Source organism: Telmatobacter sp. DSM 110680, from assembly GCF_039994875.1.
In the GTDB taxonomy this organism is placed as follows: domain Bacteria; phylum Acidobacteriota; class Terriglobia; order Terriglobales; family Acidobacteriaceae; genus Telmatobacter.
In genome coordinates this window covers 1,384,904-1,409,571 of the sequence record NZ_CP121196.1, presented here as the reverse complement: position 1 = coordinate 1,409,571, position 24,668 = coordinate 1,384,904, and the positions used below count along the sequence as shown (strand labels likewise).

Sequence of the window (24,668 nt, the reverse complement as noted above, 5' to 3'; positions counted from 1 at the left end):
TCAATGAATGGACGAAAGCAAATGGATCGAGATTGACGGCGGTTCTGCTGTCGGACGGAAAGGGTCCGAAGGCGGAACAACCATCAAGGATGAGGAACACTCGCGCGGCGCGCGCATCACTCTCGAACGCGACACTCAGATTGCGCCCTTCGCCATCACATGCGGAATCTACGGCTGGATGGTTCATACGCGATTCTTTCGGAATCACGTCGAGGCGCTGCGGGAATATGAGCAGATGAAGATGGCGATGTCAGCAATTCTGTCGAGGATCCCGAATGCGGCTGATGAGAACCTCGGTGACGATCAGACGGGTCGCATCTCTTCTGAGATTGAGGATTTCCTAAAGTTGTACCCCTGACTTTCAGGAAGGGTTCTGTATCGTGGGCAACTCTTCCCTATGCTGAATCTTCGCCTCCGAAAGGCCGGGACGGATTGGGGACGAGTGGGAGGTGACACTGGCCCTACTCGGAAAATGTCCGATGATTCGGCACACCGGCATACCGTCCTCGAAAAGACAGAAATGGAATGGGGACCGGCGCTGCGGTGAGAAGAAGAGCCATCTCCGCGCTTCCTTCAGCGTCCCTTAATGCCGCCGTGGAACAATGCTTGCGCCGGCGGACTGTAGACATTTTTCGCGATCTGCCGAGCCCACGGAGCCGAACATGCAAACTCGACGCTGTCTCCCAACCTTTGCGCGCACTCTTTTTGCCGCTCCTCTGCTGTGCACTCTTTTCGCAGCCACCCTCGTCTCGCATGCAGAGGGACCCTATAAAGTCCTTGACCACTGGAAGTTGGCTGACACCGGCGGGTGGGATTACCTCTTGGTCGACTCCGCTGCCCATCGCGTCTACATCACCCGCGGCGACCATGTCGACGCCGTCGACACCACCAGCGGCAAACTGATCGGCACCATCAGCGGACTTCACGGAACCCACGGCTTAGCCCTCGACCCCGACGGCAAAGTCGGATACATTTCGGACGGTGGCGGCAACGCGGTCGTAGTCTTCGATCGCTCCAATCTCTCCACTGTCGCTACCGTTCCCGCCGGCACAAATCCCGACGCTATCATCTTCGAACCTGCGACAAAAACCGTATGGGCCTTCAACGGCCGCAGCAAGAACATCTCCGTCATCGACGCCGCCTCGCGCAAAGTCATCGCCACCATCGACGTGCCCGGCAAGCCCGAGTTCGGCGTGGCCGATGGCCAGGGCAACGTCTACAACAACATTGAAGACAAGAGCGAAGTATTGAAGATCGATGCCCGCGCGCACAAGGTCACTGCCACGTGGCCAGCAGGCTGCGAATCGCCCTCCGGCCTTGCCATGGACATCGCCGGAAATCGCCTCTTCCCTGTTTGCGACGGCAACAAGATGAGCGTGATCGATGCCGGCAGCGGCAAGATTCTCGCCACGCCGGCCATCGGCGACGGTCCCGATGCCGCTGGTTGGGATGCCAAACACAAGCTGGCCTTCGCATCCTCTGGAGACGGCGTGCTCTCCGTTGTCGACGCATCCACCTACAAGACCATCCAGTCCCTGCCCACCAAGAAAGGCGCCCGCACCATGGCCTATGATGCGTCCACTGATCGCGTGTATCTGGTGACCGCCGACTTCGGCCCGCGCCCGGCAGCAACCGCAGAAAACCAGCATCCCCGTCCGCCGATGATCCCCGGCAGCTTCGAGATCATCGTGGTCGGCCGCTAGTTATCACGCTCTGAACTGGGCACTGCGAAAAATCGAACCGCCGTCGCGGCCAAAACCCGGCGGCGTTTCTTCTATTCTGACTAAATGAGGCCATTCCAAAAGCGCCCCATCCTCAAGATCGCATCGCTTCTGGCACTCCCGATTGAGATCGTCAATTTCTGGGTGGTGGGCTATCCAGCCGCGTCGGACGGATTATCGAGTTCCAGTCAATCGTCCGCGCTCGCCGCCGAGTGGTATTTGATCCACGCCCCCGGCGTTGTGGCCAGCAACGACAGCACGTTTCTCCGCTCTCACGCAGCCGCCAACTCCGCAATGTTCTGGATCGTCGGCTACGTCGACACCGCACTCCTCTTCGCCGCCATCCTATGGACAACAGGATTCGCAATTCGACGCCTTCGCAAGCTATCCTCCCGTTAAGGCACTTGTTCGTTCAAAGCAGCCTTCTACTCCCTGTTCCCTGTACCTATGAAATTTCTCCTCGCCATCGTCGTCCTGATCGTCTTTGCCCTGTCCTTCGTGGCTGACTACAAATGGCGCCAGTGGATGGCCAAACGCCGCGCCGATCAAGACCCCGGCCCCTCCCGAAACTCAGGCGACCTTCGCTAAGCACCCTTGATTCGCAACTGGAGCGATTCCAGCCACGTGCGTCGCGATGCCCCCTTCCAAGCGAATTCTGCGCGCAACTTTCCTGCTTTCCTGCCGTTACAATAGACACAAGGGAGTCGTCCAAGAAACCATGCCCAATCGCCTTGCCCACGCCCTTCGTCGTTCCCCGCACGCTGCGCTCTTGATGAGCCTTGCAGCCGCCCTCATCATGGCAGCGCCAACCGCACGCGCTCAGTTTTCCGGACCGCCGCCCACCACCACGGTGCATGACCCCGCTGCTCTCAAGCCGCCCGCCGGCTCCCGCGTGGCCATCGTCGAATTTGAAGACATGGAGTGCCCCGACTGCGCCAACGCCAATCCCGTCCTGCGCGAAGCTGCGGCCAAATACAACATCCCCTGGGTCCGCCACGACTTCCCGCTACCTTTCCATGCGTGGAGCTTCCAGGCCGCCGTCAACGCTCGCTGGTTCGACACTAAAGGCAAGAAGGTCGGCGACGATTATCGCGACCAGGTCTTCGCCAATCAGCCTTCGATCTCGAACCTCGACGTGCTCCGTCAGTTCACTGAGAACTACGCGAAGAACCACAACATCGCTCTCCCTTTCGCTATCGATCCGCAGGGCAAGTTCGCTGCCGAGGTCAAGGCAGACTACGCACTGGGCCAGCGAATCGGCATTGAGCACACGCCGACGATCTGGATCACCACTGCCGACAGCAAGGGCGCACCCTTTGTCGAAGTCGTCGATCGCACCAAGCTCTTCCAGCTCATCGACCAGGCGATGGCCGACACCCGTTCAGCTTCTGCAAAATCAACATCAGTGAAGACAGCACACAAATAGCTTTGCCGCAGTTCGGGGTCCCCTCCCCATGTCAGACTTTCGCCAGGCCGTTGAAATCAACCTTTCGCCGCCACGCGTGTGGGCCGTGCTGCTCGACGTGGAGCACTGGCCGGATTGGAACACCGCCGTCACCCGCGTGCAGCGCATGGACATCGGTCCACTCACCCTCGGCTCCCGCACCCGTATCTGGCAGCCAAGGCTCTTCCCCGCCGTCTGGCAGGTCACGTCTCTCGACCAGAAGCGCCGCATCTTTGCCTGGACCACTCACACCTTCGGCATGAAAGTTGTCGCCCGCCACCAGGTGGAAGCCATCGGCGCTCACAGCCGCGTCTCCCTCCGCCTCAACTACATCGGCGCTCTTGGCACCGTAATGGCGCGCATCTTCCGCGACCTCAACTGGGACTACCTCGCCCGTGAAGCCAACGGCCTCCGCCAAAAATGCGAAGCGCCGATCCCGCAGCAGCTTCAAAAAACCAATAAACTCCGCATGTCATCCTGAACGGAGCAGCTCGACGCGTAATCAAGAAATCAGCTGTGTCATCCTGAACGGAGCGGTTTGGGGCCCCGCGTTCGCATAGCGAATGTGGGGTAAGCGGAGTGAAGGATCCGCTTCTCCGAAACCTCCGCCACGCCACAAAAGAAAACGGAGGCCAAAGCCCCGTTCTTTCTGACCACTGATCACTGTTCACTGACCACTACAACTGAATCTTCACCAGCTCCCCCTGCGACCCAGGCGAAACCGTCTTCGTCTGCGGAGCGCGCCAGTGATCGATATGGCTGATGCGGTGCACGCACCCAATCGTGCAATTCGGAGCGCAGCTCTTCGCCGTCAAAAACTCCCGCTTCACATCCTCAGACGTGTACTGCGCCAGCGGCACACCCGGATACCCGCGCTGCTGCGAGCAATAATGCACCAGCCCGTCCTCGCAGATATACAGGTAGCGCGAACCCGCGCGGCACCGCCAGTCGTTCGACTCGCCTTTCACAATCGCTTCCTGAAACATGTCGAACTGCGCGTAATTCGTCTTCTTCCGGTTCGTCATCTCGAAGTAGACCCGCGCCTCTTCCGGCTTCAGCGGTTTCAACTGCCCGTCGCCATCATGGATAATTCCGATCGTCGACTCGAACCCCAGCTCCAGCGCCCGCCTGCCAATCACCAGCGCATCATTGGGATCGCGAAACCCGCCGCCCACCACGGAATTGATGTTCACGTGGAACTCCGCATGATCGGCCAGCATCTGCAGCTTCTTGTCCAGAACCTTCAGGCTCTTCTTCGAAATCTCATCCGGCTCAAGGTTATCGATGCTGATCTGCATGTGGTCCAGGCCCGCAGCATTCAGCCGCTCTATCCGCTCAACATTCAGCAGGTAGCCATTCGTGATCATCCCCGCAATGGCGCCTGTCTTCCGCATGCGCCGGATGATGTCGTCGAGCTGCGGGTGGGTCAGCGGCTCGCCGCCCGAGATCCCGATCATGGCCGTGCCCAGCCGCCCCAGGTGGTCGATCCGCCGCAGCATCTCGTCCAGCGGCACAGGCTCAGAAACCTTGTCGTATTCGTTGCAGTAGGAGCAGGAAAGATTGCAGAACCGCGCCGGAACTATCTGCGCCAGAACAGGATGCGCCGTAGACGCCAGCGCCCGCGCAACCATCGCGTACTCCCGCGCCTTGCGCCGAGCCGCAATAAACCCGCCCCTAGCTGTAGATCTCCGGGGAATACCCATCCTTACTATTGAAACATACGGGACGTGCATGCTCCATACACAAGGATCCGTGCCGGTGTAGCATTGCATTTCGCACCAAAAGCAACTGCGTCGGGGCCTCTGGATTGACCTAGATCGCAGTCAATCTGAGGGCAATAGACGAATGGAGCAACATTTCGAATTTGATGTCGCGCTTTCGTTCGCAGGTGAGCAGCGGAATGACGTTGAGAGCGTTGCTAATTGCCTCCGTTATTCCGGTGTCAGGGTCTTCTATGACGAATACGAAAAAGCGACGCTCTGGGGAAGAGACCTGTACCAGCATTTGTCGGACGTTTACAAAAACAAGGCTCGATATTGCATCGTTTTCGTCTCAGCCGACTACGTTAGAAAAACTTGGACGAATCATGAGTTGAGGAGCGCTCAGGCCCGCGCCTTTGAAGAAAAGGGACAAGCCTACATCCTTCCTGTGAGGTTCGATCAGACAGAAATCCCAGGTATCCTCGCGACCACTGGATACTTGAGCTATCAGGCTGAGGGACCGGAAGGAATATGCTCGGCAATAACTCAGAAGCTGCGTCTGCAGGAAATTAACTCAGATTCTCTCTCCATCAAGACCGCATCCTTAGGATCTGCGACCTCCACCTATTCCTGCGACTTTTCTCCGAGAGCACTCATCAATCCGGCCAATCTCGACTGGACGTTGTATCCGAATGTTATCCAGGCGAATTGGTCTGAAGAGATTGAGCTGCATTTTGCGGCTGAGGATAGCTCGGATGAGGCGGCAATTAGTCAGCTTCGCACTTACACAGGGCAAGTCGTAGTTGGTTATGGCTTCGATGTTGCAATTGGCACCCTCAAATCGGCGAAGCGATCTAGCTCCGGTCGAAAATCAACTTGGATCTTGTTGATCGAGCCTCGACAAACCGACTTCGCCGACTCCTTCGAGCATGGAGTTGGCACAATCTCGGCTGATGAGTTTGCTGCGAGGCGTGCGCGTCGTCTCCTGCTAGATGAGTTTCCGGCACCAGAGCTAGGCAACGTCGAGCCTGTCGCGACGTTTAACAACGCGATCATGGAGAATTCTCTGCTCGGCCTTCGCTCCCTAGCCAAGATAAAACAATCGATATTTCCCATTCTTTACAAGGAACTTGAGACCTCGCCGGATAAGTTCTTGGAGTTCGGGTGGATTTCCGCTGTCACAAATCTCAAATTGAGCGCTGCTGTCGAAACCATTGAACGTCTTCATCTTTCATTGGAGGACAAGACGCTGACGGTCGATTTTTCCGGCCGGAGAAAGAAGAAGTACATCAATGTTGATCCATATAGGATCGAGATTTCCGGGAAGCTCCAATTTGGGAGCTAGAGAGGGGCGGGTGGCCCAGGTCTCGATCACCACAAATATGGGTGCCCCAGGTCTCGCCTTTGAGACCTGGGAGGGATGTTCCAGTTTCCCACTCGCTAAGTCGGAACGAACGATGTGAGCCCCGCCACCGACTCCATCCACTTCTCCAAGTACTCTCCACACGATGACCAGAGGGCTCCATCGGTATCAGCAGACCGGAAACTTCCACTTCATCACCTTCAGTTGCTATCGCCGCAGACCGTACCTCAACAGTGCAACAAGCCGGCGCCTCTTTGAATCAGCACTCGAACGAATCAGGCAGCGATACCGCTTCGTGGTGCTCGGGTACGTGGTGATGCCGGAGCATGTTCATCTGCTCGTGAACGAACCGAAAGGCGGCACACTCGATCGCGTCATGCAGGCTCTCAAATTATCGGTAACGAAAAGGCGGAAGGAACGGCCGTTCTGGCAAGCACGCTATTACGACTTCAACGTCTGGAACCCAGAGAAGACAACGGAAAAACTGAAATACATGCATCGCAATCCCGTGAAACGGGGCCTGGTTACGAAGCCCAACGACTGGGAATGGTCCAGTTTTCGCCACTACATGACGGGTTCGGCCGGGGTGGTCGAGATTGAATCGTTTTGGACTGCCGCGAAGCGCGGAAACCAACTCCCGAAATCCCAGGTCTCAGAATCGAGACCTGGGGCACCCAGTTCAAAGTAGACCGATGGCCGAGACATCTCATCGTTAAGGGTGGGACCGCCGTCCGAAACCGCACGAACCCTCGCGCTTCCCGTCTCCTCCCCGACTGCATTCCGAAATCACTGCTTGACTCGGCAGCCACAACCGCGCATAACATTGTGTCCGCATTTCGGATCGGCCTTCTCCCCCCACCGCGCTTCTGAAACGCCCCACTCCTGGGTCATACACCTTTCGTTTACGGCGTACTGCATCACATAGCGACCTCAAGGAAAAAGGAGAACTCCCATGAAAAGACTGCTCACGTTTGCTCTCGCAACCCTGGTCATCGCCTCCACGTCGGCCGCCTTCGCCGCCGATCACTCTCTGGGAACCTGGAAACTCAATCCGGAAAAGAGCAAATACTCTCCGGGCCCTCTTCCCGTGAAGAGCATTACGGCGGTGCGCGAAGCCGCCGACAATGGCGTCAAGGTGACCACCACCGGCGAACGTTCCGACGGCTCCGCGATCAACACCACCTACACCGCCAAATTCGATGGCTCTCCCGCTTCACTCTCTGGTCAGGGAGCACCCTACGACACCGTTTCCCTCAAACAGGTCAACGCCAACACCTTCACCTATGAGACAAAGAACAGCGCCAACAAATACCACGCGAGCGGCAAACTCGTGATCTCCGCCGATGGCATGACCATGACGATGAAAGCCAAGGGCACCGACGCCGATGGAAAGCCCATGGACGTCACCCTGGTCTACGACAAACAGTAAGGCGGGTTCCTTGGAATTCCCATTGAATTTCACTGCCGCAGAAACCCTGCGGGTGTCATTCTGAACGAACGGGGGCCCGAACGTTTCAGGGGCCCCGAAGAGCCGTCAGCTCTTTGGGGCAGGTTCGGGGGTGGGGAGTGAAGAATCTGCTTTTCAAGCCTTCGCCCCAATGCATGACCCGGAATGCCCCAAAACCAGCGCCGTCTGGAACCGTCAATGCCTCAACGCGCAGATTTCCCGTAAGCCCCTGAGGCCATTCGCAAAAAACTTCCCCGGCCTTTGCAGGCTATTTCTGCGCAATCGCTATCCTCGAAACATGAGCCATTCGTCCCTCGTCTTAATCCGTCATGGCAGGCGGGTTTTAGGCGCTGATATCATCGCCTTCTGTGTCGCCCGAGAGACGTGTCCCCACCATGAAGAACCTGTTTCAACCGGCTACCGTGCAGGAAGTGAAGAACCGCCTCGCGCATCTGCGCGCCGACAGCCCACGCCTCTGGGGCAAGATGACTCCCGCGCAGACCATGGCGCATTGCGCGATGGGCATGGAGCTTGCTCTGGGCGAGCGGCGTCCGCCACGCATGATGATTGGCCGCATCATTGGGCGCGTGATCAAGCCGATGGCATTCAAGGAGAGCGAACCGATGCGGCGCAACTCGCCCACGGTCCCCGGGCTTGCCGTCACCGATGATCGCGACTTTGACCGCGAGCGCGACGCACTCTGCGCAATCATCGACCGTTTCTCTGCGGCCGGTCCCGCCGGGTGCACGGATCATCCTCACAGCTTCTTCGGCCGCCTCACCCCCGACGAGTGGTCCATGTGGATGTACAAACACATCGACCATCATCTTCAGCAATTCGGCGTATAGCGCGATCGGCACAAATCAGCTCGCGGGGTGGAGGTTGACTGATGCAACCGAAACGGCAGTGAGCTTACCGCAGACGCAGATGCTTCGTCGCCTGCGAAGCAGAGACCCTGTCGATGGAAGTCCCCACTCCGCCTGCGACGCCCAGCCTGACCGCTCCACTCTGCAGCCAGGATCTCGAAACCCCCATCAGCGGTCGTGCACAGCGTCCGCTTCTCATCAACGTCCTCGCGCGAACGAGGAACGCGCCCAGGGATGAGCCGCGTCAAGCGGTGCGGCCACTGCCTGTTCTGGTCTCGCAGGGTATGGTGACGCTCACCGCCTGACCGTTTCAAAGAAATATGAAAAAGGTAATGAGGTTGGAAGAATCGGATTTCACGAACTGGCGCGTGCGATCCGGTTCCGAGGAGCCGACGAGTAGCAAGCCGGGTTCAGTCGCTTATGAATTGCTTACGCGGCCTTTACGATCCGCTTACGAATTGCGTCCTAGCTTTAGATTGTGCATCAGCTTGGTGTAATTTTCATTTGGACACTCACCGGCATGTTCATGCTTGGTCTTGCTGGATCGGCAGTTGTAGTGTTGATCAGCTTCGTCGAAGACTTTCACGAGCTGTACCACCGCGACGACTAGCATCCGGCACGACCACATTTCATAATGCCGGTTCAATTGTGGTCGCTACGCTGCGACAAACAGCAGATGTGCGGTCATCTCCGATAGCGCGCTCCTGACATAAAATCTTGGCCAAGAATTTGTCCTGTGCAGTTGTCGTGAAAATTCATCGACAGCGCTCCGCGCCCGTTGTACTATCAATCCTCCACCGCACTCCGCTTCGTTACTGCCATCGTTCCGGCTTCCCCCAAAGCCCTGTTGAAGAGGCACTTGCAAAGAGATGGTGGAATTTTCCCCACGGGAATATTCGCACGGTTTCCAATCCGCGCGACGCAAATATGGAGAGTCTCATGACAAGAAATGTTTGGCTCAAGATTGTATGCACCGGTGCAGTTGTCGCTGCTGTCTTCGTCTCCGTTAGCTTCTCCAATGCGCCCGGTGCAAAAGCCCAGTCGGGCGGCGACTCACGCATTCAGATTGGTATGGCAGCTGCTCCTGTGCCGCTTAACATGAAGGGCAAAAACCCCGCGCTGGTCGGTCTCGGCAGCTACTTTGTGAACGTTGTCGGCGATTGCAACGGCTGTCACTCCAACGGACCTCAAACCGAGTACGTCCCCGGCAAGAACCCCTACTTCAACCAGCCGAAAATGGTGAATACTGCCACTTACCTCGGCGGAGGCAGGGACTTCGGCGCGTTGATTCCCGGGTCGGCGCACATCATCTCGCGCAACCTTACCCCGGATGCCAGTGGACTGCCTGAAGGCGGGAACACCTTCCAGCAGTTCCTCACCATCATGCGCACGGGAGCGGACCTCGATCATCGCCATCCGAATTGCACGGGAGCACCCAACGCGGGATGCATTCCGGCTCCGTTCGATGGCAATCTGCTGCAGGTCATGCCATGGCCCAATCTGAAGGACCTCTCCGACAATGATCTGCGCGCCATCTACGAATACCTTGGCGCCGTTCCCTGCATTCAGGGCAACGATGCTTACGAACCAGCCAACCGTTGCGAATAATGCAGCAGCGTAAGGCTTGAGTGAATCCCCGTAACGATTGTGCCCCAAGTCTCGGTAATGAGACTTGGGGTTGTTTTTAGATTGGCCGCATGTCCGCGCCGTTTTTTTCTCGTTTTCCAACTCAAGTGCACCAAGTTCCTTATTTGCCGATTGCGGCCCCGCGACCCCCGTGTTAGGTTGGGGAAACTTTCGGAAATTTGTCCGGCAGCACTTTGGCGGGCAGGATTTCGAACTGCAAGGAGATACCGTCCCCAATGACGACTCAAACCAGATGCGGAATATTGATTACTGTCCTCGCGTTGAGCGCGACTCTATACACTAGCGCACAGGCTGGTCACAGCAAAGATGCTGACGCTGCAGCAGCCTGCAAACTGCTGCCCACGCAGAGCCAACTCAAGGCGGCACTGAAGACTGCGCGCAGCGAGGCGAATGGCGGCTTCAACCTTGATATGTGGGGCACCGTCGTCAATCGCGATGGAGCGGTCTGCGCGGTGGCTTTCACCGGCGCCGATCGCGGCAGTCAATGGCCTGGGAGCCGCGTGATCTCTGCACAGAAAGCGAATACCGCGAATGCGTTCAGCCTGCCGAAACTCGCACTCTCGACCGCTGATTTGTTCAGCGCGGTACAGCCCGGCGGTTCCCTGTTCGGCCTGCAGGCCAGCAACCCTGTGGACGTATCCGTTGCCTACCGCGGCGAGCCTGCTGACTACGGAACGTCTAAAGACCCGATGGTCGGCGGCCACATCGGAGGGGTGAATGTCTTCGGCGGCGGACTCGCACTCTACAACGAGCAGGGTGTGCTTGTCGGGGCCATCGGCGTAAGCGGTGACTCATCGTGCGCCGACCACAACATCGCCTGGCGTACGCGGAATGCGCTCAAGCTTGACCACGTTCCAGGAGGAGTAGGGCCCGACAAGATGCGACCCGACAACATTGTCTACGACATCACTGCCGCGCCCGGCCTTGCTCTTGGCGCCAGCGCGTCCGGCTGGGGCCATCCCGCTTGCAGCGCCGACGCGACGAAGATCGCCGGACAATTACCTCCTATTTCGTAGAGTCGCGAGCAGAGTTTGCAGAGTTCTAAGAGGTTCTCGATTCTTGACCGGTGCGCTGCTATATCGGCAGTCAGTAAGGACAGACTCACTGCGCGGCGCACAAGTCCGTTAGAAACGAGGCTTCGAGGGTTATCGCGGCTTCTCCCAGCAAGAAATCTTTGGTCTCTCGATGAGTAATCGAGACCGCAGACAACGTGATCTCCAATAGATAAGTACCTCGTCGAGGACCATAACTCAGATACTCCGTGCGGCCAGGCGGAATGAGCGTACCATTAGAGGTGAGCGAGACATCTATCTCCTGTTCAGATTCGCTGGACTAAGGCGGCACTTCTGAAGTTATTCCTCTCTTAGCCCTTTCTATATATAAGAAGGGTTTAATTATGATCGTCACTAAAGTTCAAAAGCATTCAAAGCACAATAAGACTATCCACAGCCTGCCATCTGCAGAAACTGAAACAACGACTTCGGGAATTTGCGTCCCTAAGGACGACATAAGTGTCTGCGCCTTTCATTTGTTTCAAGAGCGCGGCGGCCAGCACGGCCACGACATTCAGGACTGGCTCAAGGCGGAGTTGAAGATCACAGAGCGCTAAAACTTGCTTATCTCAAACGCAGTAAATCCGACCAAAAGCCGGAAGGGGAAGTTATGCATTGTCAAATCTGCGATGATTTTGAGCGCTCCCTGATTGATAGGACGAGCGAGTATCACGAGGCCTGCTCGAATACTGTCTATCGCAAGATAAGCTCGCGGTTTGTTGCCTACAGCGAAATTGAAATGGCGCGGGCTATGAGTGAACTGGAGATGCACCGCTCCGTGTGCGCTTCAGCCGTAGCTGATGCAAGCCGGCAGCCGGTCCGCTCTGATATTTGCTCCATCTAGTCCTATACTTAGCTCGTGAAGCTTCCGATGCCCGGGCAGGAATTGGTCGCACTGATCGTCGCGGTTTCGTTTGCCGCAGGGCTCAACGTGTATGCCACGGTTGCGACGCTCGGGCTGCTGGCACATACCAGTGTGCTGGCACTGCCTGAACCTCTGCATCTGCTCGCAAGCTGGTGGGTCATTGGAGCTGCGGCAGCGCTGTTCGCGGTTGAGTTCTTCGCCGACAAAGTCCCAGCCTTCGACCTGGTATGGAACGCGCTCCACACTTTTATCCGCGTCCCGGTAGCGGGGCTTCTTGCATGGCGCGCGACCGAGACGCTCTCTCCCGGCGAGCAGTTGGCGGCGACCCTGCTCGGTGGATTGATCGCGCTGGCTGCGCACGGTGGGAAAACCGCGGCGCGGGCAGCAGTTACTCCCTCGCCCGAGCCATTTTCGAACATCGGCCTAAGCGTTGGCGAAGATGCGTTGGCAATTTCCCTGACGTGGCTGGCGACGGTGCACCCGTACCTTGCTGGAAGTATCGTGACAGCGCTCGTCCTGGCGATCATTCTTGTAATCAAATGGGTTTGGCGAGCATTTCGTAGCTTGCTGGTCGGCGCAGAGCGCGTAGTTGCTCAATGATTCGCCTCTCATTCGAAAAAGCTTGACACCTCAATATATATAATCTATTGTTTATATAAGATAATGATTATGTTTAATTTGAATTCCACTTTTGCTGCACTCGCTGACCCAACTCGCCGCGCAATCCTGACACGACTCGCACTCGGTGAGGCAACGGTTATGGAGTTGGCGGAGCCATTTGCCATGACGCAGCCCGCCGTTTCCAGGCATATCAAAGTGCTCGAAGAGGCGGGCCTGATCGAGCGGCGCCATGAAGGCACCCGGCGACCCAGCCGGCTAGCGAAGCCGGGACTCGACGCGATCGATCAATGGTTGGAAATGCTGCGCACGGCGTTGACAAAGAATTACGACCGGCTGGATCAGGTTTTGGCAGACATGACCCCAAACACACCCGACGACACTGGAGGAAAAATCAGATGAATACTATGACCAAGCTGACACTCAAGACCGAAGGCGACACCCATATCGTTGTCACGCGCCACTTCAACGCGAAGCCCGAATTGGTTTATCGTGCACATACTGAAGCTGCCCTGATCCAGAAGTGGCTTCTTGGCCCCGATGGATGGACCATGCCCATTTGCATCAGCGAGGCAAGGCCCGGCGGAGCGATCCGTTACGAATGGGAAAACCCGTCGAAGGGCAAAGCCAGTCGTTTCCACATCACCGGCGAATTCCTCGAACTCGAGCCTTTCAGCCGGATTGTCCACGTTGAACGCATGTTCTTGCCCGACCCGACCCCGGATAACCACGTTGAGACCCGCTTCGACCAAGAAGGCGAGGGCACGCTAATGACGATGAGGATGACACTTCCCGATGCTGCGACGCGCGCCCAGATGCTGGCAAGCGGCATGGAGCATGGTATGGAAATGAGCTATGTGCGGCTTGAAGGCATGCTCCCCTCCTGACCGCCATCAACATTCAGTCCCCAGGTTTCGCTCTCCCGAATCTGGGGACGTGATGTTTGAGGGGAGTCATATTCCGCCCGGATGAGATTTTTGAAGCTAAAAGAAACTCGGCCGAGTCTATATGTTTGAGTACCTTGACTACCGGGGAACCGTGCTGAGCGAATCTCCAATCCCGACTAGGCCTTCGAAGCCGTTTGAGCGTCCAAAGACATCGGTCGCGCGTGATCGAGGGATTCGGACTTCTGCAAGGCAGTTTTTTCATCCCTATGTGCTTGCGTTTTTGGCACTCGCGCTGGCGGTAGGGGCGTCGGGTTATGGGTACAAGCTCTCACAATACCTCCAGCATGCGGGCGTATCAAAGGCCTCTCCTACGCACATGTGGGTGGACCACCGGGACGATTCTGTCGCCATGCAGGCAGGGCAGTTCGTCAAGCCGCAACGGATTCCCGGACTAGCGCTCTTTGCTATTTTGGATCCCCAGGTTCCGCGCCCCTCGCGCGACCACGTTGTCGTCACGCCGGCTCCGGCGCTCGTGGCATCCGTTATTTCTTCGCATATTCCCTTCCGCGCCCCTCCTTCAATCCATTCCTCGATGGCGTAGTCGGCAGCACCGGTCTCTCGTTTTTACAGCGCGACTGGTCAAGCTGCCTTCCGGCACTTCATTCCAACCGAATGAACTTGAAATGCCCCCGAAATGGAGCGGGTGTATATGCCAATTGCCTTGAGTGCAATGGAAGTGGAAACGAACGCGTCGATGCCCGAAGGCCGAATACGGGAGTTCCTGGAAACTGCCGAGCGGCGCCGGCCGCAACTGCTGCGGATGGCCAGGCGGCTCACGAATTCGAATGAAGACGCGGAAGACATCGTGCAGGAAGCCCTGATGAAGGCTTACAAAGCGCTCGAGAAGTTTCGCGGCGAGTCGCAAATGTCGAGTTGGCTCGGAGCAATTGTGCAGAACACTGCGCACGAGCATCTGCGCAGTCGCCGCAATCGTGTATTCGTGTCGATAGAGTTTTTAAGCAAACAAGACAATGAGGTTGTGGAGATAGATCTGCCCGATCCTGGAAAGAATCCCGAGGAGACGTGGCGAAGCAGGGAGATGGAGGGCATTCTGCGCGAGGAAGTCAGCAAACTCGGCATGGTGTGCCGTCGTGCGATTGAACTTTGCGTGCTCGACGAAAATCCCCAACTCGCGGCCGCCCAGTCACTCAACCTTAGCGTCGCGACTATGAAATCACGCGTTTTCCGGGGCAAGCGGATTCTTGAACGCGCTGTTTCGCGCCGGCTTGGGGCGCAGCACGCAGCTATGGCGTTGGGGACCGACCGCCGCCTGCGTTGCGAAATACAATAAGCACCGCCCAGCGTGATTCACTTACCACTGATGAGCGCCGCGAAAGCGACGCTCATCGTTTGGTTGCCTTCGACCAGGTGTTCTGTGCGACTACCCAAGCGGCAGCACCGATGGTCCATGATATCCAGAGAGCAGTCCAGGGCAAGCGCGCCCGAGGCGTCGCAAAGATTGCCGGAAGCCAGATAAGCAGAGTGTAAAGCGTGATCTGGGCGGCCTCAGCTGATGCTGCGATCCGGGGCAGTACGCCGAAGAGAACACCAAGGCCTGAAGCAATTTGCCCTGCCCCTGTCAGGTAAGCCCAGCCGAGGTGGTAAGGCAGCCACGCCGGGACCAGTTCCATGGTGGCCTTGGTGTAGATCAGGTGCGAGAGGCCGATGGGGATGATCCAGATGGCGAAGTAGTAGCGCGCGAGGCGGACGCCGCGATCGCCGGTTGCCCATGCGAGCCACGGCGCTTGCACATCGCCCAGTCGGGCGAACAGTATCCAGCCTCCCGCAAGCAGCACCGCCAGTTCCCCGAATCCAAGGTAAACAGCTTCCAGTTTTGGAGCTACGAAGAGCGAAGGTAGCTTAAGCAGTTGCCACACGATGAGATATGGAAAAAGGATGCGTACCGCCCAGGTAGTAGTCGCCCGGAACATCAAGCCGGCGCCGCACCCAATCATGAGCGCGCCGGCCGCATAGGCCAATGCGGTGCGTGCCGGAAACCAGGGCGCTACCGGCTGCCATACCATCGCGAAGTCTCCCACGGCGAGTCCCAGCACGCCGAGTCCGAGTAGCCCAATCGCTAATAAGGCGAGCGAGGGCTGCTGTTCAGACTGGAGGATTGAGCGTGAAGCGGAGCGGGATTCAAATTTGAGAATGGGTTGGGCGCTGGGCATCATGTGAACTCGAAAGCTAGCCCACTCCGCCCGGCATTCCAATAGAGAAGTGGTGCGCCTGCACTGAGAAGTTATGAAGCGGCCTGAGGACACCGATTGCCGGACGACTTACATGCACACGCAGCGTTATACTTCCGGCACGACATACCCCGAGGTTCACGAACGATGAAGAAGCTGGCGATCCTATTACTTATCGCAGTTCCGCTCTGCGCACAGACTAATGAAAAGAAGCCGCCGACCACGTTACGCGGCGTACTGCTGGAGCAGTTGCGCACCACGCATGACCAGGAAGATTGGTTCGTTCCAGTGAGCATCGCGGTAGATGGGCTAACCGCAGAGCAAGCCATGTGGAGTCCGGGAAAGGGAGACCACTCCGTAGGGCAACTGGCTTACCACATCTGGTATTGGGACCAGCGCGCGCTCAACGACTTCAAAGGCGAGAAGAATGAGAAGTTCGACGGCAACAACAACGACACCTTTGACAAGTTCACGGCTGCGCAATGGGATGACCTGGTGAAGAAACTTAACCAGGTGCTGGCGGATTGGGAGAAAGCTGTGAACGATGCCGACGATGCGAAACTTGCCGCCAATGCCTCGCTGATCGCCCACGTGGGCGCGCATAACGCCTATCATGTGGGGCAGATTCTCTACGTGCGCAAGCAACACGGCGTGTGGAATCCGGATAAGGGCGTGAAGTAATCAGTGGAGGTTATCTGATCACGACGGGCGCGTGTCTGGATTGTTCGGATGCCTCGGCTGCGCCCAATTCTGCACCGTGCCTGACTATTGTCCATATCCAGCCGATGAATGTGATCACAAGCGCGGGATAGGCAAACATCGGCAAAGGACGCGCAATGGGCGTTAGCGTATCTCCCCAGAAGATGCGAAGGGAAACCACTCCGAACAGAACCGAGGCTACCAATCCAGTGAGTCGGGTGACGAGCGTAAACTCCCGCGGAACGCTGACCAGAGCAAGACCCGCGGCCCAAAGTGCGGTCCCCGCTGCGAATGACGGGACGCTGCCTTCGAGCGACATCGGCGTACCCGTCAGCATGATGCCCTCTCCGATTGCGTACACCAGAAAACCCGCTGCAACTTCAATCTTTCCTGCGCGAAGATAGCTTAGCGCAAGAATTGCGGTGGCGACGATCAAGCCCGTCGAATCAATGGCCCAGCAGACAGCGCGGACATTCTGTGCGGCAACTATCGATCCTGCCATTCCCAGGACGCCACCCGCGAACAGGCCTAGCACAGTCAAAGCACGAAGAGCTCCGGTCATAGTTCACTTCCTATTCTGCGCGAACGATGACATCCTGCGCTCGCGGCATACTCCGTAGTTAAGAATCACTTCTGTCCCGAGCAAGGGAAGAAGAATCAGCTCGCAACACGTTCGCCTCGGCCTGAGCTTTGCGTGAGTGTACACAAGCGCCAGAGTACATGGCACTTGATTTTTTTTGAGAACGCTTTCCTAACATTCGTTGAAGACGCGTGGAATTATGCCTTGTACAATTGCCAACATTCGGAGGTCAGCACGTGAGCAAGTACGCAAATATTACGGAGACGGTCGGCAACACGCCGGTCGTAAAGATCAATCGATTGGCGCCTCCCGACGTCAACTTGTATGTAAAGGTCGAAGCCTTCAATCCGCTGGGCTCGGTCAAGGACCGCCTTGCGCTGGGCGTGATTGAAGAGGCGGAACGCAGCGGCAAGCTGAAGCCGGGACAAACGGTAGTCGAAGCAACCAGCGGCAACACCGGTATTGGCCTGGCGATGGTGTGCGCGGCCAAGGGCTATCCGCTGGTGGTCACCATGGCGGAGACCTTCAGCATTGAGCGCCGCAAGCTGATGCGGTTCCTCGGCGCGAAAGTGATTCTCACGCCGGCCTCTGCGCGCGCCGTCGGCATGGTGAACAAGACCGTCGAGTTGGCGGAGAAGCATGGCTGGTACTATACGCGACAATTTGAAAACGAAGCCAACGCCGACATGCACTCGCGCACCACCGCGCAGGAGATCCTGAAAGACTTCGCTGGCGAACGCCTGGATTATTGGGTCACCGGGTTCGGCACTGGCGGGACTTTGAAGGGGGTTGCGCGCGTACTGGCTAAAGAGCGCCCCGACACGAAGATTGTTGTCTGCGAGCCGGACGATGCGCCGATGCTGTCGAGTGGAGTCGAACAGGAGCGCAATGCGGATGGATCCGCAAAGTCTGGCCATCCGAGTTGGAAGCCGCATCCGATGCAGGGATGGAGCCCGGACTTCATAGCCAAGCTTGCAGGCGATGCCATGGCTTCGAAGGCGATCAGCCAGGTGCTCCGCATATCTAATGCTGATGCCATGAAGTGCAGCAAGGAACTGGCCAAGAAGGAAGGCGTCTTTGTTGGCATCACTTCGGGCGGGACGTTCGCGGGTGCGCTACAAATTGCGAACGCGGCGCCCAAGGGTTCAACAATTTTATGCATGCTGCCGGATACTGGCGAGCGCTATCTCAGCACGCCGTTGTTCGCGGATGTCTCAGTCGATATGACTGAAGAAGAGTGGGAAATTGCGCGCTCCACGCCCGCGTGCATCTTGCAACCACCGCAGCAAACTTAACATAGCGCAACCATATAGTTGCGCAAAAACTAAATGGCGCCGACCGGCAACATCCGGCGGCGCCATTTTTTTCAAGATTGAAAACTGCTATACCATGTGGCCGAATTCCAAAGACTTCAGATCTTCCATCTGGCGTTGGAACTCCTGCATCTGCCTCTTCAGTTCGTCCATCTGCTTAGGATCGATCTTGAATTGATCCTTACCAAACAAGTCGTTATTGAACTGCTCCATCTGCTGGTGCATCTGGTCCAGTTGATTCTGATCGATACCGAAATTCTGGCCTTTGAGGTTATCGCGGAACTGCTCAGCCTGCTTGCGAAATTCCTCAGCCTGCTGAGGACTGAACTCGAATGCAAAAACGCCTGAGCGATCTTTCAGATCGCCAAGTTGATCTTGCAATGCTTCGGCCTGTTCCCGCATGGATTGCGCAGCAGAAGCATCAATGGAAAAATGCCGCACAAGATCGCCCGCCACGTCAGGATCTGCAAATGCCATTAAGGGGCAATCGCTGTCCGGGAAAATCTCGTCGAAGTCCAGTTCGCTTTTCTTTTTCGAGTCGACCTGCAGGTTCAAGGTCTGCTGTTTTCTTTCACGCAGAATCGTGACCTGAACGGCCTTCCCCTGGTTAGCGCGCATGGAGCGTTCCCAATCGGAAACCGTGGCAATGCTATCAGGGCCAACCTTGAGGATTACGTCGAAGGCTTTCATCCCGGCTGCGGCAGCTTCGCTCTTGCGCACGACCTGCTTCACCATCAGCCCATTTGGCACCCCAAGATAATCCGCCATCTGCGCTGTGAGGGGCTCTACCATGGCGCCGACTTTGAGGGTGCTGTTGCCGACGAAGGGGATGTGGAATCCACCCGGCAGTGGAGCATCGCCACCGGCCCCGTTACCGAGGATCGCCAAGCCTTGAACGGGTGTACTGATGTCACTGCCGCTGTTGAGCTTGTTCCAGACGTCGGTATCGAGCTTCTTGCGGTCGGCGAGTTGAACGGTCAGCGTCTGATTCGCGCCGTCGCGGCTAATCACCATCGTGACTTTGCGACCTGGAGGAATCTCGCGCATCATACGCCCGAAGGCTTCCGCACTCTCAACGGCTTGCCCGTTGACTTCAAGAAGAACGTCGTTGACACGCAAGCCGACTTGCGCTGCCGGCGCATCGTGATCGATGAGCGTGACTACGGCGCCACGCACATCCTTCAGTTTGAGTTTGGCTGCGGAGTCGTTGTCTACGTCGCCCACCAGTACACCAAGGTAGCCCTGGGAGCTGGAGTGCAACAGGAGAGGATTGGGTTCTTCAGCGATCTGCGTGATGCGCATCGCCTGCGAACGCGCTGTCGCGGGCGCGATTGTGATTGCGGCTCCCAGCAGGGCGACTTGGATGTAAGGCCTCATGAAGCGTTTCATGTTACTTTCCTCGTGTTCCTTCAGCCAGGTCCGCACTCTGTATGGACGGTGCGATTCCCTGAAAGTAAGGGTTGGTTATTGAAAAACCGGGGCCCGATTGAGTGCCTGACGGGAAACGGTCCGGATATGGGGATTATGGTCTGAATTTGCGATCGTCGACAAGACCCTTCTTACACTGGTGTCGGCCGACACGGGCTCAAGCTCACTGATAGCGGCGGAGCGAATCCGCGGATCGCTGTCGTTCAGGAGCGCTTCCAGCACGGCATCGCGAACGCGCATGTCCTCAGCAACGTAGGGTTGGAGGCCTTCGAGAGCCTTCTCGCGAACCGTCTCACTTTTGTCGTAGCGGAGTGCCACCATGAGTGCGTCGCGGATGCCTTCACCCTGGCAGGCATGTCCGGCGCGACATTCCGCCGCCAGCAATCCCACGGAGTCGTCGCGAACGCCCTGCGATGACGCATTCTCCGAAGCCAGCATCAACAACTGGCGGATGGCCGGATCGTCCAGGGAACCCTCGATGTGCTGCGGTACAACCTGGTTATAGGTCACATCTACGATTTCACTGTTCGGCTGGCGAACGATGCTGGAAATGTTGGACACCTCCGCCGAAGCGGTGGGAGCAACTGTCGTGGCCTGCGCGGAGTCGGAGTTGGGCACGGCATTTGCCGCAATCATTGAAGGCTTGCGCCCTGCTGCGTGTGCCGCGCGAGCCTGGGCATATTCGTAACCGCCCAGAGTGCCGGCGCCTGCGCCAACAATCAAGAGTAGAAGGGCTGCAACCGGGGCTGCCTGGAGGTTGGAAAAGTTGTTGACGATGCGCTGTCCGATCCGTTCGTACCAGCGCTTCGGAGGCAATGCATCCAACGCTTCCTCGAGACGTATCCGGGAGCGCGCAACCAAATTGGGATCGGGCTCGACGACGGGATAGGCCGTCGCAAGTGTCTTCAGCGCCTGGAGTTGTTGCTGCTCCTGGCTGCACTCCGGGCAAGCTGCGAGGTGCCGATCGAGTTCATGTGCCTGCTCGTCCGACAACTCTCGGTAAGCCGCCAGCACAATACGTTCATGTGCAAGTTCGCAATTCATCTCGTTACGTCCTTCCAGCCTCAGTAAGTGCTACCGCGAAACTCATCCAAGAGATTCGCCGCCCCGAAGGGCTACCGTATTCCCGCCAGTTGAGTTCTCAACTTTTTAGTCGCCCTGAAGAGCGTATTTTTGGCGGTTTCTTCCGTGGTGTTCAACATCTCTCCGATGGTGCGCAGACGGAGACCCTGATAATGCTTCAGTTCAAAAACCATGCGCTCACGCGGAGTGAGCTTGCTGAGTGCGGCTTGAATCCGCTCGCCCAGAACCTTGCGGTCCAGTTCTTTTGCAGGATTGGAAAACGACCGATTGTCAGAGACGGACGAAAGAATGTCGATCTCGTCGCCGGAGTGATCCAAGACCACCGCCTGATCTTCGCGGCGTGTCTTGCGGCGGCGAAGTTGATCGAGGCAGAGATTGGTGACGATCCGATAGATCCAGGTGTAGAAGGAGCACTCAAACCGGAAGTTGCCGATGTACCGGAAGGCCTTGAGGAAAGCTTCCTGGTAGATATCTTCTGCGTCGTGCTCAGAGCCGGTAAGGTGCAAAGCCAGTCGAAGCACCTGCTGCTCGTACTGGCGAACAAGCGCGTCAAAAGCTGCCCGTGAACCGGCCTGCGCCTCGCGAATTAGTTCCATTTCGGGAGCACGCGCCTGCGCGCGCTCAGCAGCGCGATCCGGTCCGTCCATTGCGCGGGAGGCCATGCCTGCGGACGATTGTATCGTCCTTTTGACAGGCCAGGCAGCAGCGCCGGAAAGAACGCTCGGCGATGAAGAGTAACTTACTGCGTCCGATGCCATCGAGATTTTTACTCCGGGGGCAGACTTAATCGCATATTTGTAGACTCCCTCCAAGCCTGTTTGTGAGCAGTATTTGAGACTAAAGCGACGAAGGTAACCACCACTCTTGATCCACATCGTAGGGCTGCATCGGCAGAGGAGGGTGGCTGAGGTGGATTTACACTGGGGGAACATGCATGAATCTCTTTTTCAGGGAATAGAAGCAGGGCGGGGTGAGCCCGGAGGCTGGTATACGGCCCACTGCGATGGGGGATCCAGGGGCAATCCCGGGCCATCGGGATATGGCGCTGTCGTTGAGGATCCGAGCGGAAAAATCGTAGCCAGGTTAAGCGAGTTTCTGGGTCGGCAGACGAACAACTACGCAGAATACAAAGGACTTCTTGCCGTTCTAGCGTGGGCACAGCAGAATGGCGCCCGGTGGATGCGGGTGGTATCTGACTCCGAACTGATGGTGAAGCAGATGAAGGGGCAGTACAAGGTCGCCAGCCCGGGGCTGCGTCCCTTGTGGGAGGAGGCCAAGCAGCTCGCGGGCAAGTTGGAGCGGTTTGAGATGCGCCATACCTTGCGAGGCGGAAATAAGGAAGCCGATCAACTGGCCAACGACGCCATGGACAAGGGCATGGGGCGGCAGCCGGTTGCTGCTGGAGCGACTACCGACAGGCGGATCCCCGACGGGCCAGCTCCGGGCAAGAGATTGTCTTCAACGAGCGCGCCCAAGCAGGCACTCGAGGGATACGTCAAAGGTGGTGTGGTGCATCTGCTCGAAGGTGACCTGCCCGATGGTACTTTCGTCAACGTAATCCCGAAGTAGAAGGCTGCCGAAGCGAGCCAAACCCTTCATCTAAGCTGTTTAAATTACTCAAGTATCCCGGCTTCATTGTTTCTTTTTGCGCCCGAAAGGATTCCATATCCCTGGGCCTGCCTGGTTGCCTTGTGCTGATGGAAGCACCCCTCTGGAGGAAATCAACGATGGAACACCGTAAAGCCGTTTCGTTGCGCCCGCTTGTCCAGTCGTTTCTAGTTCTTTGCTGTTTATGTATCGTGGCGCTGTTTGTTTCAGCGTGCAGCAGCATGACCGGCAATCTCTCAGGATCCGGCATGGCGAGCGTCACAACCATGATCAGCGACCCGGCGACCTGCGCTACTCCGAATGGACCGTTCTCGCATGTCTACGTGACGATCACGGACGTCAAGATCCACAACAGTGCTTCAGCTGGCGCAAACGACAGCGGCTGGGTCGACCTGACGCCTAACCTCGCGAAGGCGCCAAAGCAGGTTGACCTTCTCGGCCTCGCGAACAACCAATGCTTCCTGGCGTCTCTTGGCGATGCACAGCAGATTCAGGCGGGCACTTATCAGCAGATTCGAATCATTCTCGCCAGCGACAGCGCCAGCATCAGCAGTAACGCTTGCGGCAATGGATCCGCCAACTGCGTGCAGACTTCGAAGGACTCGACCTTCCATACGCTGAGCCTTTCGAGTGAGGATCAGACTGGGATCAAGATTCCTCCAGGGCAGATGGCGGGAGGCGGCCTGACGGTTGCGGCTGGAAAGACGACAGATCTCGATATCGACTTTCTTACTTGTCAATCGATCGTGCAGCAGGGTAACGGCCAGTACCGCTTGAAGCCGGTACTGCATGCGGGAGAAGTCAGCACCGTTTCCGCTTCGATCAACGGCACGGTTCTCGACGGATCAACTGGAAAGCCGGTTGCAGGGACAACGTGGGTGGCGGTTGAACAGAAGGATCTAAGCGGCGTGGATCGCGTGGTGCAATCCACCATTGCCAATGCTGATGGAACATTTGTCTTTTGTCCGCTGGCTTCAGGCAACTACGATGTCGTCGTTTCAGGCGTGCGCAGTTCAGATGGCGCGCTCTATGCACCGTCAATCGTCACCGGGGTTGCAGTGGGCGACACCACCGGCAACATCAAGTTGAATGCGCCGACGCTGCCTGCAGCAAGTTCGTTTGCAAATCTTAATGGGTTGGTGACCTCGGCTAGCAATGCCAGCCCCGCCGCGCCGATCTCCATCGACGCAACTCTGACAGCGCTTGAGACGGTGAACTCCGTTGTCTATACGATTCCGCAGCAACCAGCGGCCTCGCCGTTCTATGGCGTTTCGCAGGTGGTAACCACAGTCGCGGGTCCAGTGGGAACGCCACCGGTTGCGTGCCCCAGCGGCACTGACTGCATCAACTACTCTCTGCCGGTTCCTTCGGGCAGTGCGTACATTGGCGCATGGTCTTCCGGCGGGGCAATGTTGTCGCAGCCTTCACCGCTGGCCAGCTACGCTGTGGATGGGATCACGACCAGCACTTGCACCGCCAATGACGTGAATTCAAATCCGCCGATTGCGCTGACGGGTTCCGGGCCCTTCGCGAACGTTGCTGTGACAACTAATCTGCAATTCACCGGTTGCCAATAACCGCCACAAAATAGACATGGCCGGAGTTGTGAGAACTCCGGCCATTTTTATTTGTCTTAAGTTATGCAGCGTTGGCCAGCGCTGCATAGCCAGTGACCTCGGCGGGGCGATTGAGGATGACACTCAGGTTCATCAGCGCCCGCGATGAACACGCAGGACACTCTCGATTAGCGTCGCTCACGCAATTGCAGTCAAGGCAAAGCACGGCATGATCAAGAGGAATTGTCGACTTGTTCCTGAGTGAATTCATAAAGGTGATCTAATCCTTTGGACTCTTACTGCAATAGAACCGCTTCGGAGGCGGGAGTTGTGGCGTGTACCACAAAGGTGGCAGAGCGCGAACTCATCGCAGGGCCACAGTTTTGCAAGAACTGTGAAGTTGTGGGATTTGGAATGTGGCGATTGGAGCACCAAGTACTATGGCGCACTTGACAGCCGTGGGGGAGCGGAGAAGCGGGTGCTTCGACTGCACTGCGCTCAGGATCACTAATCTTTTGGGATGCAACCGAGCGCGATCAGCA

Annotated in this window: 30 protein-coding genes; 24 read left to right on the top strand and 6 right to left on the bottom strand. The window is 57.2% G+C overall.

The genetic code is table 11. The features are described from left to right. The first annotated feature begins 7 nt into the window (after positions 1-7). The 6 genes from P8935_RS05705 (at position 8) to P8935_RS05680 (ending at position 3,646) form a co-directional block, all read left to right on the top strand. Complete coding sequence (locus tag P8935_RS05705) at positions 8-358, top strand: hypothetical protein (RefSeq protein WP_348264025.1); 351 nt, start codon at positions 8-10, stop codon at positions 356-358. 304 nt (positions 359-662) lie between these two features. Next, the gene (locus P8935_RS05700) at positions 663-1,703 is read left to right on the top strand and encodes a YncE family protein (protein ID WP_348264024.1); all 1,041 of its coding nucleotides are present in this window, start codon (positions 663-665) and stop codon (positions 1,701-1,703) included. Between the two features lie 84 nt (positions 1,704-1,787). Further along, complete coding sequence (locus tag P8935_RS05695; protein WP_348264023.1) at positions 1,788-2,120, top strand: hypothetical protein; 333 nt, start codon at positions 1,788-1,790, stop codon at positions 2,118-2,120. A gap of 48 nt (positions 2,121-2,168) precedes the next feature. After that, on the top strand, positions 2,169-2,309 hold the full coding sequence (locus P8935_RS05690; protein ID WP_348264022.1) for a hypothetical protein: 141 nt from the start codon (positions 2,169-2,171) through the stop codon (positions 2,307-2,309). A gap of 130 nt (positions 2,310-2,439) precedes the next feature. Beyond that, positions 2,440-3,147, top strand: coding sequence for a thioredoxin domain-containing protein (locus tag P8935_RS05685; protein ID WP_348264021.1), 708 nt, complete (start codon positions 2,440-2,442; stop codon positions 3,145-3,147). A gap of 28 nt (positions 3,148-3,175) precedes the next feature. Continuing rightward, the gene (locus tag P8935_RS05680) at positions 3,176-3,646 is read left to right on the top strand and encodes an SRPBCC family protein (protein WP_348264020.1); all 471 of its coding nucleotides are present in this window, start codon (positions 3,176-3,178) and stop codon (positions 3,644-3,646) included. A gap of 196 nt (positions 3,647-3,842) precedes the next feature. On the opposite strand, the gene P8935_RS05675 is transcribed toward P8935_RS05680, so the two are convergent. Further along, the gene (locus P8935_RS05675; RefSeq protein WP_348264019.1) at positions 3,843-4,796 is read right to left on the bottom strand and encodes a radical SAM protein; all 954 of its coding nucleotides are present in this window, start codon (positions 4,794-4,796) and stop codon (positions 3,843-3,845) included. Between the two features lie 214 nt (positions 4,797-5,010). Between P8935_RS05675 and P8935_RS05670 the strand changes: the two genes are divergently transcribed. From P8935_RS05670 to P8935_RS05605, 14 genes are all read left to right on the top strand, one after another. Then, positions 5,011-6,210, top strand: coding sequence for a TIR domain-containing protein (locus P8935_RS05670; protein WP_348264018.1), 1,200 nt, complete (start codon positions 5,011-5,013; stop codon positions 6,208-6,210). 163 nt (positions 6,211-6,373) lie between these two features. After that, positions 6,374-6,916: a transposase gene (locus tag P8935_RS05665; RefSeq protein ID WP_348264017.1), complete on the top strand. Its 543-nt coding sequence runs from the start codon at positions 6,374-6,376 to the stop codon at positions 6,914-6,916. 264 nt (positions 6,917-7,180) lie between these two features. Then, positions 7,181-7,657 (top strand): hypothetical protein, encoded by a 477-nt coding sequence (locus P8935_RS05660; protein ID WP_348264016.1) that lies wholly within the window; start codon positions 7,181-7,183, stop codon positions 7,655-7,657. Between the two features lie 413 nt (positions 7,658-8,070). Then, entirely contained in the window at positions 8,071-8,523 is a 453-nt protein-coding gene (locus P8935_RS05655; protein WP_348264015.1) for a DUF1569 domain-containing protein, read from the top strand. A gap of 113 nt (positions 8,524-8,636) precedes the next feature. After that, positions 8,637-8,846, top strand: a complete 210-nt coding sequence (locus tag P8935_RS05650; RefSeq protein WP_348264014.1) for a hypothetical protein — start codon at positions 8,637-8,639, stop codon at positions 8,844-8,846. Positions 8,847-9,480: 634 nt separating this feature from the next. Next, positions 9,481-10,149, top strand: a complete 669-nt coding sequence (locus P8935_RS05645) for a hypothetical protein (protein WP_348264013.1) — start codon at positions 9,481-9,483, stop codon at positions 10,147-10,149. A 254-nt stretch (positions 10,150-10,403) separates the two neighbouring features. Then, positions 10,404-11,204 (top strand): heme-binding protein, encoded by an 801-nt coding sequence (locus tag P8935_RS05640; protein ID WP_348264012.1) that lies wholly within the window; start codon positions 10,404-10,406, stop codon positions 11,202-11,204. A 380-nt stretch (positions 11,205-11,584) separates the two neighbouring features. After that, positions 11,585-11,797, top strand: a complete 213-nt coding sequence (locus P8935_RS05635; protein WP_348264011.1) for a DUF2934 domain-containing protein — start codon at positions 11,585-11,587, stop codon at positions 11,795-11,797. Between the two features lie 53 nt (positions 11,798-11,850). Beyond that, complete coding sequence (locus P8935_RS05630) at positions 11,851-12,084, top strand: hypothetical protein (protein WP_348264010.1); 234 nt, start codon at positions 11,851-11,853, stop codon at positions 12,082-12,084. A 27-nt stretch (positions 12,085-12,111) separates the two neighbouring features. Further along, entirely contained in the window at positions 12,112-12,705 is a 594-nt protein-coding gene (locus tag P8935_RS05625) for a DUF4126 domain-containing protein (RefSeq protein ID WP_348264009.1), read from the top strand. Positions 12,706-12,774: 69 nt separating this feature from the next. After that, positions 12,775-13,125 carry a metalloregulator ArsR/SmtB family transcription factor gene (locus P8935_RS05620; protein WP_348264008.1) on the top strand — a complete coding sequence of 117 codons (351 nt, stop codon included), beginning with the start codon at positions 12,775-12,777 and terminating at the stop codon, positions 13,123-13,125. Further along, a complete protein-coding gene (locus P8935_RS05615; RefSeq protein ID WP_348264007.1) occupies positions 13,122-13,610 on the top strand; it encodes an SRPBCC domain-containing protein in 489 nt (162 codons plus the stop codon). Before P8935_RS05620 ends, P8935_RS05615 begins: the two co-directional genes overlap by 4 nt. A gap of 121 nt (positions 13,611-13,731) precedes the next feature. Continuing rightward, the gene (locus tag P8935_RS05610) at positions 13,732-14,211 is read left to right on the top strand and encodes a hypothetical protein (protein ID WP_348264006.1); all 480 of its coding nucleotides are present in this window, start codon (positions 13,732-13,734) and stop codon (positions 14,209-14,211) included. A gap of 108 nt (positions 14,212-14,319) precedes the next feature. Continuing rightward, positions 14,320-14,961 carry an RNA polymerase sigma factor gene (locus tag P8935_RS05605; protein WP_348264005.1) on the top strand — a complete coding sequence of 214 codons (642 nt, stop codon included), beginning with the start codon at positions 14,320-14,322 and terminating at the stop codon, positions 14,959-14,961. A gap of 52 nt (positions 14,962-15,013) precedes the next feature. Here P8935_RS05605 and P8935_RS05600 read toward each other — a convergent pair whose 3' ends face one another. Continuing rightward, complete coding sequence (locus tag P8935_RS05600; protein WP_348264004.1) at positions 15,014-15,844, bottom strand: DoxX family protein; 831 nt, start codon at positions 15,842-15,844, stop codon at positions 15,014-15,016. 162 nt (positions 15,845-16,006) lie between these two features. On the opposite strand from P8935_RS05600, the gene P8935_RS05595 reads away from it, so the two are divergent. Continuing rightward, the gene (locus tag P8935_RS05595; RefSeq protein WP_348264003.1) at positions 16,007-16,540 is read left to right on the top strand and encodes a DinB family protein; all 534 of its coding nucleotides are present in this window, start codon (positions 16,007-16,009) and stop codon (positions 16,538-16,540) included. A gap of 10 nt (positions 16,541-16,550) precedes the next feature. On the opposite strand, the gene P8935_RS05590 is transcribed toward P8935_RS05595, so the two are convergent. Further along, positions 16,551-17,120, bottom strand: a complete 570-nt coding sequence (locus tag P8935_RS05590) for a hypothetical protein (protein WP_348264002.1) — start codon at positions 17,118-17,120, stop codon at positions 16,551-16,553. Positions 17,121-17,374: 254 nt separating this feature from the next. Between P8935_RS05590 and cysK the strand changes: the two genes are divergently transcribed. Then, a complete protein-coding gene (cysK, locus tag P8935_RS05585) occupies positions 17,375-18,433 on the top strand; it encodes a cysteine synthase A (protein WP_348264001.1) in 1,059 nt (352 codons plus the stop codon). A gap of 87 nt (positions 18,434-18,520) precedes the next feature. Here the strand turns inward: cysK and P8935_RS05580 are convergent, their stop codons facing one another. From P8935_RS05580 to P8935_RS05570, 3 genes are all read right to left on the bottom strand, one after another. Further along, complete coding sequence (locus P8935_RS05580) at positions 18,521-19,840, bottom strand: PDZ domain-containing protein (RefSeq protein WP_348264000.1); 1,320 nt, start codon at positions 19,838-19,840, stop codon at positions 18,521-18,523. A gap of 75 nt (positions 19,841-19,915) precedes the next feature. Continuing rightward, positions 19,916-20,923: a HEAT repeat domain-containing protein gene (locus P8935_RS05575; protein WP_348263999.1), complete on the bottom strand. Its 1,008-nt coding sequence runs from the start codon at positions 20,921-20,923 to the stop codon at positions 19,916-19,918. A gap of 71 nt (positions 20,924-20,994) precedes the next feature. Beyond that, a complete protein-coding gene (locus P8935_RS05570; protein WP_348265311.1) occupies positions 20,995-21,609 on the bottom strand; it encodes an RNA polymerase sigma factor in 615 nt (204 codons plus the stop codon). A gap of 283 nt (positions 21,610-21,892) precedes the next feature. Here P8935_RS05570 and P8935_RS05565 point away from each other — a divergent pair, with 283 nt between their 5' ends. Both P8935_RS05565 and P8935_RS05560 read left to right on the top strand, forming a co-directional pair. Then, on the top strand, positions 21,893-22,531 hold the full coding sequence (locus tag P8935_RS05565; protein WP_348263998.1) for a ribonuclease HI family protein: 639 nt from the start codon (positions 21,893-21,895) through the stop codon (positions 22,529-22,531). 158 nt (positions 22,532-22,689) lie between these two features. After that, the gene (locus tag P8935_RS05560; RefSeq protein ID WP_348263997.1) at positions 22,690-24,147 is read left to right on the top strand and encodes a DUF4382 domain-containing protein; all 1,458 of its coding nucleotides are present in this window, start codon (positions 22,690-22,692) and stop codon (positions 24,145-24,147) included. Positions 24,148-24,668 lie beyond the last annotated feature (521 nt).

Bases quoted from the DNA above. Each gene is read 5' to 3' on its own strand.
- P8935_RS05680 (WP_348264020.1), top strand. From the start codon at position 3,176: ATGTCAGACTTTCGCCAGGCCGTTGAAATCAACCTTTCGCCGCCACGC.
- P8935_RS05610 (WP_348264006.1), top strand. From the start codon at position 13,732: ATGTTTGAGTACCTTGACTACCGGGGAACCGTGCTGAGCGAATCTCCA.
- P8935_RS05665 (WP_348264017.1), top strand. From the start codon at position 6,374: ATGACCAGAGGGCTCCATCGGTATCAGCAGACCGGAAACTTCCACTTC.
- P8935_RS05690 (WP_348264022.1), top strand. From the start codon at position 2,169: ATGAAATTTCTCCTCGCCATCGTCGTCCTGATCGTCTTTGCCCTGTCC.
- P8935_RS05660 (WP_348264016.1), top strand. From the start codon at position 7,181: ATGAAAAGACTGCTCACGTTTGCTCTCGCAACCCTGGTCATCGCCTCC.
- P8935_RS05645 (WP_348264013.1), top strand. From the start codon at position 9,481: ATGACAAGAAATGTTTGGCTCAAGATTGTATGCACCGGTGCAGTTGTC.
- P8935_RS05600 (WP_348264004.1), bottom strand. From the start codon at position 15,844: ATGATGCCCAGCGCCCAACCCATTCTCAAATTTGAATCCCGCTCCGCT.
- P8935_RS05675 (WP_348264019.1), bottom strand. From the start codon at position 4,796: ATGGTTGCGCGGGCGCTGGCGTCTACGGCGCATCCTGTTCTGGCGCAG.
- P8935_RS05615 (WP_348264007.1), top strand. From the start codon at position 13,122: ATGAATACTATGACCAAGCTGACACTCAAGACCGAAGGCGACACCCAT.
- P8935_RS05635 (WP_348264011.1), top strand. From the start codon at position 11,585: ATGATCGTCACTAAAGTTCAAAAGCATTCAAAGCACAATAAGACTATC.
- P8935_RS05655 (WP_348264015.1), top strand. From the start codon at position 8,071: ATGAAGAACCTGTTTCAACCGGCTACCGTGCAGGAAGTGAAGAACCGC.
- P8935_RS05640 (WP_348264012.1), top strand. From the start codon at position 10,404: ATGACGACTCAAACCAGATGCGGAATATTGATTACTGTCCTCGCGTTG.
- P8935_RS05625 (WP_348264009.1), top strand. From the start codon at position 12,112: ATGCCCGGGCAGGAATTGGTCGCACTGATCGTCGCGGTTTCGTTTGCC.
- P8935_RS05565 (WP_348263998.1), top strand. From the start codon at position 21,893: ATGCATGAATCTCTTTTTCAGGGAATAGAAGCAGGGCGGGGTGAGCCC.
- P8935_RS05620 (WP_348264008.1), top strand. From the start codon at position 12,775: ATGTTTAATTTGAATTCCACTTTTGCTGCACTCGCTGACCCAACTCGC.
- P8935_RS05590 (WP_348264002.1), bottom strand. From the start codon at position 17,120: ATGACCGGAGCTCTTCGTGCTTTGACTGTGCTAGGCCTGTTCGCGGGT.
- P8935_RS05575 (WP_348263999.1), bottom strand. From the start codon at position 20,923: ATGAATTGCGAACTTGCACATGAACGTATTGTGCTGGCGGCTTACCGA.
- P8935_RS05595 (WP_348264003.1), top strand. From the start codon at position 16,007: ATGAAGAAGCTGGCGATCCTATTACTTATCGCAGTTCCGCTCTGCGCA.
- P8935_RS05695 (WP_348264023.1), top strand. From the start codon at position 1,788: ATGAGGCCATTCCAAAAGCGCCCCATCCTCAAGATCGCATCGCTTCTG.
- P8935_RS05685 (WP_348264021.1), top strand. From the start codon at position 2,440: ATGCCCAATCGCCTTGCCCACGCCCTTCGTCGTTCCCCGCACGCTGCG.
- P8935_RS05605 (WP_348264005.1), top strand. From the start codon at position 14,320: ATGCCAATTGCCTTGAGTGCAATGGAAGTGGAAACGAACGCGTCGATG.
- P8935_RS05700 (WP_348264024.1), top strand. From the start codon at position 663: ATGCAAACTCGACGCTGTCTCCCAACCTTTGCGCGCACTCTTTTTGCC.
- P8935_RS05630 (WP_348264010.1), top strand. From the start codon at position 11,851: ATGCATTGTCAAATCTGCGATGATTTTGAGCGCTCCCTGATTGATAGG.
- P8935_RS05570 (WP_348265311.1), bottom strand. From the start codon at position 21,609: ATGGACGGACCGGATCGCGCTGCTGAGCGCGCGCAGGCGCGTGCTCCC.
- P8935_RS05705 (WP_348264025.1), top strand. From the start codon at position 8: ATGGACGAAAGCAAATGGATCGAGATTGACGGCGGTTCTGCTGTCGGA.
- P8935_RS05670 (WP_348264018.1), top strand. From the start codon at position 5,011: ATGGAGCAACATTTCGAATTTGATGTCGCGCTTTCGTTCGCAGGTGAG.
- P8935_RS05560 (WP_348263997.1), top strand. From the start codon at position 22,690: ATGGAACACCGTAAAGCCGTTTCGTTGCGCCCGCTTGTCCAGTCGTTT.
- P8935_RS05580 (WP_348264000.1), bottom strand. From the start codon at position 19,840: ATGAAACGCTTCATGAGGCCTTACATCCAAGTCGCCCTGCTGGGAGCC.
- P8935_RS05650 (WP_348264014.1), top strand. From the start codon at position 8,637: ATGGAAGTCCCCACTCCGCCTGCGACGCCCAGCCTGACCGCTCCACTC.